Source organism: Terriglobia bacterium (assembly GCA_036496425.1).
Taxonomy (GTDB): Bacteria; Acidobacteriota; Terriglobia; order 20CM-2-55-15; family 20CM-2-55-15; genus 20CM-2-55-15.
The window spans coordinates 1-11,979 of sequence record DASXLG010000228.1; the positions used below are offsets into that span (position 1 = coordinate 1).

9 protein-coding genes are annotated in these 11,979 nt (G+C 57.4%); 5 read left to right on the top strand and 4 right to left on the bottom strand.

Annotated features, from left to right (window positions below; genetic code table 11):
• Nucleotides 1-264: 264 nt before the first annotated feature.
• From VGK48_16255 to VGK48_16265, 3 genes are read right to left on the bottom strand one after another with little or no spacing between them, the layout of a single operon-like run.
• Nucleotides 265-2,238, bottom strand: a complete 1,974-nt coding sequence (locus tag VGK48_16255; GenBank protein HEY2382728.1) for a M1 family aminopeptidase — start codon at nt 2,236-2,238, stop codon at nt 265-267.
• 5 nt (nt 2,239-2,243) lie between these two features.
• Entirely contained in the window at nt 2,244-4,436 is a 2,193-nt protein-coding gene (locus VGK48_16260; protein HEY2382729.1) for a hypothetical protein, read from the bottom strand.
• Nucleotides 4,437-4,454: 18 nt separating this feature from the next.
• Entirely contained in the window at nt 4,455-6,359 is a 1,905-nt protein-coding gene (locus VGK48_16265) for a SpoIVB peptidase S55 domain-containing protein (protein HEY2382730.1), read from the bottom strand.
• 92 nt (nt 6,360-6,451) lie between these two features.
• Here VGK48_16265 and VGK48_16270 point away from each other — a divergent pair, with 92 nt between their 5' ends.
• The 5 genes from VGK48_16270 to VGK48_16290 all read left to right on the top strand — a co-directional run bounded on the left by VGK48_16270 (nt 6,452) and on the right by VGK48_16290 (nt 11,672).
• Nucleotides 6,452-6,985, top strand: a complete 534-nt coding sequence (locus VGK48_16270; protein ID HEY2382731.1) for a molybdenum cofactor guanylyltransferase — start codon at nt 6,452-6,454, stop codon at nt 6,983-6,985.
• Between the two features lie 165 nt (nt 6,986-7,150).
• Nucleotides 7,151-7,873, top strand: coding sequence for a hypothetical protein (locus VGK48_16275; GenBank protein ID HEY2382732.1), 723 nt, complete (start codon nt 7,151-7,153; stop codon nt 7,871-7,873).
• Between the two features lie 23 nt (nt 7,874-7,896).
• A complete protein-coding gene (locus VGK48_16280) occupies nt 7,897-8,952 on the top strand; it encodes an HD domain-containing phosphohydrolase (protein HEY2382733.1) in 1,056 nt (351 codons plus the stop codon).
• 417 nt (nt 8,953-9,369) lie between these two features.
• The gene (locus VGK48_16285; protein HEY2382734.1) at nt 9,370-10,785 is read left to right on the top strand and encodes a sigma-54 dependent transcriptional regulator; all 1,416 of its coding nucleotides are present in this window, start codon (nt 9,370-9,372) and stop codon (nt 10,783-10,785) included.
• Nucleotides 10,785-11,672, top strand: a complete 888-nt coding sequence (locus VGK48_16290) for a HAMP domain-containing sensor histidine kinase (GenBank protein ID HEY2382735.1) — start codon at nt 10,785-10,787, stop codon at nt 11,670-11,672. Before VGK48_16285 ends, VGK48_16290 begins: the two co-directional genes overlap by 1 nt.
• Nucleotides 11,673-11,675: 3 nt before the next feature.
• Here the strand turns inward: VGK48_16290 and VGK48_16295 are convergent.
• Nucleotides 11,676-11,979, bottom strand: a 304-nt coding sequence (locus VGK48_16295; protein HEY2382736.1) for a hypothetical protein, incomplete at its 5' end; no start/stop codon positions are given.

Below are 11,979 nucleotides of genomic sequence, written 5' to 3' on the forward strand. Positions count from 1 at the left end.
CGAAATCGCGTCGAACCTTGGAGAACTTGATGATGACGACTTCCGTCATCTCGAGCTGTGCCCGGAATGTTTAGAAGTGTTTAAGGCACTTTTTGACTGTAATCGCAGCAATACCGAACTCGGGCAACAGATCCATTATTCGACACCCGAACAGGTTTCCTGAGGATACCCGGGGGAAAATCCTATTAGAAATTGCATCATTCGAGGTTTTCTCATTTCTTCATTTTGAAATGCAGAAACCTCGAATGATGCAATTTCCGATAATTATCCGATGGTCGGTTTGCCGGCCCTCCGGTACGGCTCCTTGGAGTACTTCAACGCTTCCGCTTGAGCTCCGTAGGCGTCGTCGCCGGTATTGATCGCCTTCTGATATTCGGTGACGGCGCGATCGCGCTGGCCGCGGATATCGAAGATCTTGCCGCGGTTGATATACGACCAAACTTCAACCCATTTGGCCTTGAGATCGCCGTTCAACGCCTGCTGGAACTGCTGTGCGGCGGCCTGAACGTTGCCGAGTTCGAATAAGGCTTCACCCATGCGGAACATGGCGAGCGAGTTGTTGGAGTCGAGATCGATGGCCTTCTGGTATTCGTCGATCGCGGTGTTGTACTGGCCTTCGTTGGACAACTCTTCGCCGCGGCTGATGATGACCGCAACCTTGATATCGGTCGACATGTGAAGGATCTTTTCCTTCGGGTCGATGACGATCGATTTCGGTTTGCGGTCCGTTTTGACGGTGATGTCGCTCGATTCGCCGACGACATCGACGCGCGAGTATTCCGGATCGCCGTCGGTCAGAACCTGAAACTCGACCGGCATCCGGAACAGATCGAGATCCTGTTTGACGGTTCCGTCGATCTTGTAGCCGCTCTTCTCACGATAGATGGTGTAATCCAGCTTGAATTCCGGCACGCCGGAACCACTGACCCACTCTTCGAAGAAATAGCCGAGATCGCCTCCGGCAACGTCGGACGCCAGCTTTTCGAAAGCCTCGGTGGAAGCGGGCGTGTTCTGAAACTGCTGGGCATACTGGGCCAGTATTTTGTCGAACGTTTCATCCCCGACCACCCAGCGCAGCATGCGCAGGACGTAGGCGCCTTTGTACTGGACAAGAGCGCGGTATTCGGGCGTGTCCTTGTCGAGCGCGCCGCCCTGGCGGACGGTATTGGTTCCGTCGTATCCCAGAGCCCGAACCAGAGCCGTATGAATGTGCGTTTGGGCTTCGGCGGGCGACAGCGTCTTCTCGAAATACAGGAGGCTGGCGAACTGTGCCATACCGTCACCGAGCCAGGCATCCGTGGACTGGTCCTTAATCGAGAACTTCATCGGGAACCATTGATGGGCGACGGCGAAAGAGAGCGCATCCGAATCGAAGTCTTTCCGGATGCCGGTGGACGGCACCATCAGCATTCCGACCGACGATTGCGCATTCCAGTTCGCGCCTTGAACTTCAACGATGCGGAAGCTGTTCGATGGCGGCGGTCCGAACTTCTCCGAGTAAAAATCGAACATCTTGCCGACAGCGTCCGCGATCGGCGATACCGCAGCGGCATCGGCGCTGAGAGTGTCCACAGCGATGTCGGCGCCGCCGGCCTTCACATTGACGGCGGTGTACTTCCCTGCCGCGATTGTTCCCCAATATGAAGGCTGAGAACTGGCGTAGCCGTCGCCCGCTTTCGCGAGGTCGCAAACCACGCTCCAGCCGGCGGGCGCGTTGATCTTCAGGCGCATATTGGCCTTATCGCGGTAAAGGCCGTTGGTGGGGAACCATTTTCCGGCATAGAGAAGGAAAGCGCTGTTTTCGGAAATACGGCCAAGAACCGGGTCGTGGCGATTATCCTCCGGGTCCAGAGTACCGGAGTATTCGAGGTGCACGACCGGGTTGCTGTTGAATTGCTGGGCGCTGAGGTCGACTTCAACCGTCGAATCGACGTCGAACTGACGGATGCGGGCTTCGACACCGGCAACCGACGCTTTATCGACGCGGAGCCGGCGATCGAGGTCGAACACGGCGTAGTTCTTCCGGTCGAGCTGCTTGAATTGAATATCCGCCTTGCCGACCAGCCGATGATCGGCGGGAAGCAGAGTGACTTCGACGGAATACTGGTCGACGTGGATTTTCGGCCGGTCCGCCAGATCGTCCTGAGGCGCCTGCTGGGCTCCGCGCACCAACTGCTGCGCGGAAGCCGGTACGATGCTGACCAGCGCTGCCGCTAAGCAAAAGATAAGTTTTTTCATAGGCTTCATGGAATTCGAACTACCAGTTTGCCCATTCCGGCATTGTCGTTCTGGTCGTACACCCGGAAAGCGATCACATGCTCGCCCGGTGTCAGATCGCCGGAAAGATAATTAAACGACTCCGATTTCGAATCGATGATTCCGTCTTTCGGGAAAACAGGACGCCAATCCCCGGTATCGATGGCGACCTCCGCCTGACTGAGTGTAGACGTCTGGTCCGCCGCGTCGATAGCAACCCGGGCCTTCCTTCCTTCGATTCCGTCCAGCTTCATCGTGATGACCGGGGGTGTATTGTCGATAGTAAAGGGCCGGCTCTCCATCTCGCCCTTCAGCGCCAGCTCCGGAGGATTCGAGGGGGCGTCGCTCGCAACCACGCGAACGACATAGGTGCCGTCCGGCAGCGTATCCGAATTGATCGTATAAAAATTGTCGCTGACATCGCGCTTCAACAGCTTCCAGGTCCGCTCGTTCTCCTCACGGTAATAAAGGTCGTAAACCAGCGTGTCCTGGTTCTTATCCGTCGCAGTCCATTGGAACGACTGGGCTCCGCGCTGTGGTATGCGTCGCGGCGGAATGGAGGAAATCTTCGGCAACCCCGCGCGCGCATTGGCGCGTATCGTCGCGGGATCGTCCGGATTCACCACATTTCCTGTGTTCAACGGGACCTTTTGAAGAGCCACGGCTATCGGCAACACCTCGATATTCGCCATTTCAGGGCGATAGTTCTGTTGCAGGAACGGGACCTTTATGGAGCCCAGGCGCGGCGATTGCGTCCGGTCGGCCTTCATGACGGCCTGCCATTGAATGAATCGGGCTTTCGGGCTTGCAGAAGACCCCGCAGGATCGACTTTCTGCCAGTCCGACCAGGTCTTGTCGGGGGTACTCGTGTTCCCTGTCCTGGTGGACAGTTCGATACTTCCGCCGCCACCCTTCCAGGAAAGTTTTCCAAAAGACGAGACGGCGTCGGTGTCCTTGACGATTGACTCATAGGTCCCGGATGTCGCCGGCGTGTCGCCGATACGGAACAGCTTTCCGATATTCGCGGACGTGGCATAGATGCGGTTACCGGCTTGCAACAGGCGTGTTGTCTGTTCCTCTGTCGATTCAATGACCAGCGTGATGTTACGCGGCCCGTCGACCGAATAGATGCGGCCTTTCGTGCCGGTCGAAAACAGCACTTTTCCATTGTCCGGCAGCACTGAAAACGCCAGTTCGTCACGCGAACGCCAGAGCGTGTTCACGACACCGTCGGGCTGAATTTCCAGAATCTCGCTTTGCCCGTTCGCCTCGGACCGGCGGGTCTGGGACCGCGGAGTGTCGGGTGAAACCGTATCGACAGATTCGATGACCTGAATGTCTTGCGGCTCAGCCGCATTGACAGTGACGGTGATGCCGGCCTGGGGGTTATTTGACGTCGCGGGCGCAGTGGCCGGGGCCGCAGGAGCGAGCGCCGGTTCGCCGCTCATCGCGGCGGCATAAATGGTGCCGTTCGGCGCGACGGCGACGGAGTGAATCTCGCGCAGTCCGGAATCGTAAAGGACAAAAGCCTTTCCGGCCGGCGTGATGCGGTAAATGTAGCCCTTCGGATCGCCGCCCGCGATGACGTTCCCATCATTGTCGATCGCCATCGTGACGATATGGGTTTCGTCCGTTTCATAGAAGGGTGCGCCCTTGCCGTCGGGCGTTACGCGATAGATGACGCCTTTATCGCCGGTGCCGACGAGCAAACGACCCTGTTTGTCGAACACCAGCGACCAGATGTATTTCGCCTTCGGATCGAAGAACTCCTTCGCCGTGCCGTTCTCGATCCTGTAGACCTTGCCGTCCGGCGAGGTGCCGGCATAGAGGACGTCCTTACTGTCGACCGCGAGCGCCATCACATCCAGTTCGGTGAGGTCGACGAGCATGCTGCCTTTGCCGGTGGAATCGACTTTGAAGATCTTTCCGTCGTGGCCGGTGCCGAGGTACACGTTGCCCTTCGAATCGGCCGCGGCCGACCACACCAGCGTCTGCTCGGTGTTGTACAGCATGTCGAAACGCGGCGCGAGCGTCAGTTCGTCGTCGCTGGTGAGGGACAGATTCGTCAGCTTGCCCTTGCGAAAATCGTCATAGGTCCGGATTTCCCAGAACTGCGGCGTAACCGCCAGCAATGGGACAACCAGTAGAAGCGGAATAATAATCCAGAGAATTTTCTTCATGTGTTCAGTGTGCCCAGGTCACGGTTTCACCATCAGGTTGAGCGTGCGCTGCCCCTGAATCACATATTTCGACTGCGGGAGCTCGTACTCGCGAATCGTGGAGTTGGGAAGCCCGGAAACATTCCGGCTGGACGACCGGTCGGTGTTCAACAAGGCCGCCATCGAGGGCGGTAACGAAGGAAATTCTTCGCCGCCGATGATGACGCCGGGCTCTGAGCTGACTACCTTTATATACAACCTGTCGTTCTTCCGGAGTTTGTTCAACTCAGTAATAACCTGCTTCATGCTTGCGGGAACATTCGCAGGCGCGCGGCGGATATCCAGGTTCGTCACCGTCGTTCCGTCGCCCGCGACCAGCTGAATCGGGCCTGCCGGCACACTGGCCGGAATCTGCACGGGATATTGCTGGATAACGGTCTCGCCCGATGTCGTCCGCAAAGATGCGGTCAGCGTGACCGTCTCGCCGGGAGCCACTTCAGGCTTGTTCACGGCGATGCGCTCGAGCTGGGCGTTGGTTTTCCTGTCCATCGAGGTAATCTGCAAATCGATGTTGTCGATCTGCACTCCGTCATAGCCGGACATCAACAGATACTGGACGGGGCTGACGGCGGCAATGGATGCCAGTGCCGGCCCGTTCGCATCGCTGGAGAAAACATTTCCGATATTCACCGGATCCTGGTTCTTCAGATGGATCTGACCGGAAATCGAAAGCGTCATTTCGCCCAGCGCGCGTTCGCTCGCCGTGATGGTGTTGAACACGATGAAGTTCAAAAGCGGTGCAGTGAGGGCCCGATCCGACGCAACTTCGAATTTGTATTTGTTGACCGTGTTGAGGCTCGAATTCACAGTCAGGCTGACGGGAATCATCTTGGAAGTGACGCCGAGAGTGCCGGCGATTCCGGTGGCGCGATCCTGCTGGAACGATCCGACGACATCCAGCGGCACCGCGAGCTTGAATGAATTCTGCAGATTCGGCAGCAGTGAAATCACGTAACCGGCCGACATCGGAACATCCGTCGGACCGGCCGTCAGATTGGGGTGACCGAAAGCATAGACTCTATTGCCGTCCACGTAGGTCACGGTTCCGTTGGCGCTCCAGCTGATATCGCCACGAATCAACTCGACGTTGATCGATGAGCCCGGCTCAATCTTGCTGGGAGCCGCCGGCGCGAGACCGGCCGCGCTTCCGCCGCCTCCTCCCTGGACCGGGATGAAACCGAACTCATTGAAAAACTGTCCGAACTGCTGCAACGCGGCAGGCGTTGCGCCCGAAATAAACAACGGAGTCGAAACGCGAGCCAGCGACGGTGTGCCGGTGCCGGTAGAGAATGGACTGGAACTCGCGGCGAGCACCACCTGCGAAAGCGGCGTACCTTGTTCCAGCTTTTGAAGCTGCCGATAGATGAAAGATGTCGGGGACTCGGTCGCCAGAATACCGGCACGGCCGCTTCCGATGGAGTCCGAGCCGGCTCCCGAACCGGATGTCCCGCCTTCGGCGATCCGGCGCGGGGTGGCACCGGCTTTCTGATCGAGTAAGCCGAGCATCTGCTGGATCGGCTGGATTCCCGCAATCGGTTCAGTCGCATAAGGGAAGGAGAAGGCCACGGCGCCCAGAAGTTTGCCGTCAATGTAGACCGGGCTGCCGCTCATTCCGGCGATGACACCGGTCCTGGCCAGCGGCCCTCCCGACAGCCGGGCGAGGATCATGTCTTGCTTCGGGGCGTAGTTCTTCAGCACGCCGAGTAACTCGACATCGAATTGCTCGATCCTGGTTCCCTGGAAAACCGTTTTCCCGTACCCTTTCATGCCGGGGCGCACCTCGTCGGCCGACATAAATTGGGCGCTTTGAGCAAAAAGACTGGCCGCGAAGGCGCCGAAGAAAATCAGGGAAAATGAAACGAGCTGGAGGGTTTTACTTTTCATGGTTGACCGTGATGGTCCCTTCCTAAATACAATGTTTTCAATCGGAAAATGACAATCCATATTAAAGGAATGGTCGAGTTGGTGTCAACGCCATGGCGCTGACCGGTTTCGTCCTTGCGGGCGGGAAAAGCACACGAATGGGCCGCGATAAAGCAGGCCTGGACTGGCACGGCCAACCGCTTCTCGACCACATGCTGGGGTTACTTCGTGCCGCCACCGGCGACGTCCAGGTGGTAGGCCGCGACCCCCTGCCCGACCGGCTGCCCGGTCTCGGACCACTTTCCGGAATAGCCACTGCTCTCGAGTTCACCTCGACGGATGCCAATCTGATCATTGCGGTAGACCTTCCTCATTTGACGAAGGACTTTCTCAAATATCTGAGCTTACGTACTGAAAACTCCAGCCATCCGCTGGTGGCCTGCAAGATTGAGTCCGCATTTCCGTTGTGCCTGGGTGTGTGGCGCTCGATGCTCCCGGAAATTCATCACCGGATCGCGGCAAAACAACTCAGCGTGCGGGGATTCATCGAATCCGGCAGCGCTGAAATCGTCTCGGAATCGGAATTGCACGACGCCGGCTTCGACTGGTCGATTTTTCGCAACGTCAACAGACCCGAAGACCTGTAGGCATTGGAAATTGGAGGTTGAAAATTCGAGATTGGAGGTTGAAGATCCGAGATCGGATCTCCAATTTCCAACCTCCAACCTCGAATTTCCAATAAGTTTCCGGTTTTAGTTGCCCCAGATCTGTCCCTACCCTGAAATAGCGTTCCGGAGTAAGAGAGGGGTGCTATGAGCCGACGGCTGCCGAATGCGATTGTTGTTATTGCTTTGTATGGGTTTATGTCGACTGCGGCATATGCCCAACTGAAGGACAACCTCGAGCTGAATTTCTTTGGCGCCGGGAGTTGGTACACGCACAAAAACTACCAGGTGAGTTTCCCGCAGTCCACGCTGCCTGTTAACGGCGAGTTCCATCTCGACAGGGCGATACGTGGCGGCGTACGCGTTGGTGTGTACACCCGCGGGCACTGGAGCGAGGAAATCTTTTACAGCTACGAGCCGAACAAGCTGCACCTGCTGCGGACCACCGCGCCGCCAACGTCTTTGAACCTGCCGATGCAGGTCCACAATTATGGCGTGAACGCCATCTACTATTTCAACGATGATGAAAACCACGCCGTCCGGCCCTTTGTGAGCATCGGGGTGGGCGGCACTCTGTTCCGGCTGACGCCGGAAGCGGAAGCCTTCGTCAAGGACCCGCTGCGGGGCGACATTCCCGAAATGCATAGCTCGAATGAGCTTTCCATGAACTATGGATTCGGCGTCAAGACGCGGGTAAATCACTGGCTGGGATTCCGTATGGACGCCAAGGGCTTCCTCATCCCGACGCCCTCGTTCGGTTTACCACACACGTCCAGCGACCCGACAGCGCAAGTTCTGCCACTCACGGGCGCGACACACAACGCCGAGGTTTCAGCCGGGATCATTGTTTATTTCTTCGGAAAGAGGTAGAGCACGTACAATAAGACTCTCGAATGCTTCATTCAGGCCCGCAAGCTCCATCGCGTATCCTTGTCGTCGACGACGAACCTGAAATAGTCGCATTTATTGGAGAGTTATTCATGAGCCGGGGGTACGAAGTCCTGGGCCTGTCCGATTCCCGCGAAGCCTCCGGGAAATTCGACTCATTCCAGCCAGACGCCTGTGTCTTCGATTTCAGAATGCCGCACCACTCCGGCGCCGACCTGCTGGACATGATCAAGAAAAAAGATCCCCGCATCGAGGTGATCTTTCTGACCGCACAGGATGAAGCCTCCCTGGCCGTCAACCTCATGAAACGCGGAGCGACCGATTTTCTATTGAAGCCGGTTGAGGTGAATCAACTCCTGCTCTCCATCGGCCGCGCGCTCGAACACCGGCGCCTGATCATCGAAAACGAGAATTACCGGCTGCATCTCGAGCAACTGGTGCTTGAAAAAACCAAAGCTCTCAATCAAGCATTGACCAGTCTGAATCATGTGCATTCCGCAACGCTCGATGCGCTTTCGATGGCGCTGGATTTTCGCGATCAGAGCACGAGCGGCCACTCCCGGCGCGTCGCCGATCTGACGGCCGGGGCCGCGCAAACCATGGGTATCCGCGATTCGGCGCTCGTCCAGATCGAGCATGGCGCGCTATTGCACGACATCGGCAAGCTCAAAATACCGGACAGCATTCTCTGGAAGCCGGCGAAACTCGACGAGGAGGAATGGCAGACCATGCGGCGCCACGCCGAATACGGATATGAATTCCTGAGCAATGTGGAGTTCCTGAAGGGAGCGGCGGAGATCGTGTACACCCACCACGAGAAATTCGATGGTACCGGATATCCGCGGAAGCTGCGAGGCGAGCAGATTCCGTTCGGTGCTCGCGTATTTATGGTGGTCGACACGGTGGACGCGATGATCTACAAACGGCCGTACAACACCCCCGTTCGATTCAGCGAGGCCGCCACCGAAGTTCGCCGCTGCTCCGGCACGCAATTCGATCCCGGTCTTGTCGAACCTACGCTGGAGTACCTGAGTCAGCACGTGCCCGAAGAACTGAGATAGGAAAATTAGCCACAAGAAGCACAAAAGGCTTTCTGTGCTTCTTAGGGCTTATCGAAATGGTCGTCTGCGGCTTCATGTCCGCTGCCGCCCGCTTACCCGGAACGAAAAAGACCAGTCCAATAAGGAAAGAGCCGGCAAAAAGCCCGACCCGAAATAACCCCCAAATATCCCGGCTGTGCGCCGTCGCGCTTGCGCTTCGCCCCATGATGACCTCACCCTTCAAAAAGAGGAACCGTATTACCTTTTTTCGATTTCGATGTCCCACCTTACAGGTCGCAAGGGCAAGTCCATTGGTGGTTTCAGAATTGTAAATTGCTGATTTTGTGGAGTGCGAGATCTTGTTCCACCTTTGGCCGAGGTCTTGCTAATGAGCAGTCGGGCTACGACGGGGGGAATTTTTCCCATATACTGGTGAATGTGACGACTTCAAATATCCATAGAGCCGATTCAATAGCACGCAAAGACGGTACAGGCCCAAGAAAGACGAAGGTCCTGATCGTCGACGACGAACCCGCAATCCGCGAAGTTCTTGAAATGATCCTCCAGGAGTGGGGTTATGACGTCCGTCTGGCATCAGATGGGGCGGAGGCCAAGGAGATGGTCGAATCCTACGATCCGGACATCGTCATCTCCGACGTGGTAATGCCGCAGCTCTCCGGCCTCGATTTGCTGCGTTGCCTGAAGGCCGGCAACCCGAACAGGCCCGTCATTCTCATCACGGCGCACGCAAGTATCGACCTTGCCGTCGAATCGATGAAACAAGGAGCGCAGGATTTCATCACCAAGCCAATGGATTATCCGAAGCTGCGGGCCATCCTGAAGGCCTCGGAATCCGACATCGAGATGCGGCAGACCTCGCGCAAGCTCACCTCGCAGCTGGAAAGCGGCTCGGGATTCGGCGAATTCGTGGGCAGCAGCAAGGCGATGCGTGATGTGTACGACCTTATTCAAAGCCTGAGCTCGAGCGACGCGTCCGCCATCATTACCGGCGAAAGCGGAACCGGAAAAGAGCTCGCCGCCCGCACCATCCACCGCCTGAGCAAACGCGCCGACGGAGCGTTCATTGCGGTCAACTCCGCGGCAATTCCGGAAACCCTGATCGAAAGCGAAGTCTTCGGGCATGAGAAAGGCGCGTTTACCGGAGCGGTTGGAACCCGGCCGGGCTGTTTCGAACTCGCCAGCGGCGGCACGTTGTTTCTTGACGAGATCGGTGAAATGCCGCTGCAACTCCAGCCGAAACTGCTGCGCGTGCTCGAAGACGGCAAGGTTCGCCGGCTCGGCGGAAAGCAGGAATTTGAATTCGACGTCCGCGTGATCGCGGCGACGAATCAGGAACCACGGACCGCCATTCAGGAAGGCCGGCTGCGCGAAGATCTCTACTACCGCTTGACCGTATTCACCGTGCAGTTGCCTCCCTTGCGCGACCGCAAGGAAGACATTCCGCTGCTCGCCCAGCATTTCATCTCGGAATTCAACAAGAAGCACAACGTCAGCGTGGAGTCTTTGCGAAACGATGCGCTGGAAATGCTGATGGCGTATAACTGGCCGGGAAATGTCCGCGAGTTCAGGAACGTGATGGAACGAGCCCTGATTCTCGCGCGCGGAGAGTGGGTCGAAACCATCCATCTACCGCTCGACCTCCGGCATCCCAGCCCCGAATCTTCGACCAAGATCGTGCTGCCGCTCGGCATCACGGCAGCCGAGGCCGAACGCGAGCTCATCCTCAAGACGCTCGAGAAAACCAATCACAACAAGGCTGAGGCCGCGCGGCAGCTCGGCCTGGATGTCAAAACCATCCGGAACAAGCTCAAGAGTTACAAAATCGAGGATTGATGGTCTGGCTATCGCTGCTGGCGGCGACCGGTATCATCTTTTACCTCGCGGCCCGATCGTCGCGGCTCGTCCAGCAGAACCGGCAGATGAAGGCGCGGTTCATCGAGCTGGACCAGATGAAAAAGAACTTCATTTCCCACGTTTCGCACGAGCTGAAGGCTCCGCTTGCGTCCATGCAGGAGACGACGCATCTGATGCTGGAGCGGATTCCGGGTCCGCTCACCGAAAAGCAGCAGCGGCTCCTCGATCTCAACCTGCAAAGCGGCAAGCGCCTGGCGCAGATGATCGGCAATATCCTGGACCTCTCGCGGCTCGAAGCCGGAATCGTCGAATACGATATGCAACCCGCGGATATCGCCGATCTCATGCACAATGTCGTGCTCGAGCTCAGCTCGCAGGCCCGCGAGCGGTCGCTGCGCATTCTGACGGATATTCAACGCGAGCCGCTGCTGGTCGAATGCGATCCCAATCGCATGGTGCAGCTGTTCACGAACCTGCTCGAAAATGCCGTCCATTTCTCGCACAAAGGCGGATTCATTGGAGTTCACGTGCGAACCATCCCGCAGCTGCCGAGGATGCCTCACAACGCCCGAACGCGAATTGCAAATCGCGCCTCGAACGGATTCGCGCTGATCGGGGTTTCGGATTCGGGGCCGGGCATCGAGGATCACCACAAGGAGTCCGTCTTTCACACATTTCATCAGGCAAAACAGGGCAAAAAGAGCCCCGGTGAAAGCCTCGGGCTCGGACTCGCCATCTCCCGCGCCGTCGTCGAAGCTCACAAAGGAACCATCTGGGTGGAAGACAATCCGTCAGGCGGAGCGATCTTTTTTGTGCTGTTGCCGCGTGTTGCGGCCGAGAGCGGGACGCTGGCGCAAGCGTCTTAGTCCTTATTTGACGGGCCAGGCCCAGAACGCCGTTTGTCCGCCTATCGCATGAACAACCTCCAGATCGATCGCAGGCACATGGCTTAGCTCTTCGAGCGTCTTGTCTTCCGAGATGCACAAAATACGGCCTTGCGACAAAGCCGTCTGAACAAACTCTTCCTGTGAAAAAACAGTCTGAACGTGATTGAGCCGGTAGTAATCGAGGCCGTATTCCGCCCAGCGCTGCGGTTTATACATCACCACGGTCTGGGTTGCAGGCACCAGCTGCGCCAGCGCAGGCTGCCAGGGCCTCATCGTATCGGTTATA

Bases quoted from the DNA above. Each gene is read 5' to 3' on its own strand.
- VGK48_16275 (HEY2382732.1), top strand. From the start codon at position 7,151: ATGAGCCGACGGCTGCCGAATGCGATTGTTGTTATTGCTTTGTATGGG.
- VGK48_16270 (HEY2382731.1), top strand. From the start codon at position 6,452: ATGGCGCTGACCGGTTTCGTCCTTGCGGGCGGGAAAAGCACACGAATG.
- VGK48_16290 (HEY2382735.1), top strand. From the start codon at position 10,785: ATGGTCTGGCTATCGCTGCTGGCGGCGACCGGTATCATCTTTTACCTC.
- VGK48_16255 (HEY2382728.1), bottom strand. From the start codon at position 2,238: ATGAAAAAACTTATCTTTTGCTTAGCGGCAGCGCTGGTCAGCATCGTA.
- VGK48_16260 (HEY2382729.1), bottom strand. From the start codon at position 4,436: ATGAAGAAAATTCTCTGGATTATTATTCCGCTTCTACTGGTTGTCCCA.
- VGK48_16280 (HEY2382733.1), top strand. From the start codon at position 7,897: ATGCTTCATTCAGGCCCGCAAGCTCCATCGCGTATCCTTGTCGTCGAC.
- VGK48_16265 (HEY2382730.1), bottom strand. From the start codon at position 6,359: ATGAAAAGTAAAACCCTCCAGCTCGTTTCATTTTCCCTGATTTTCTTC.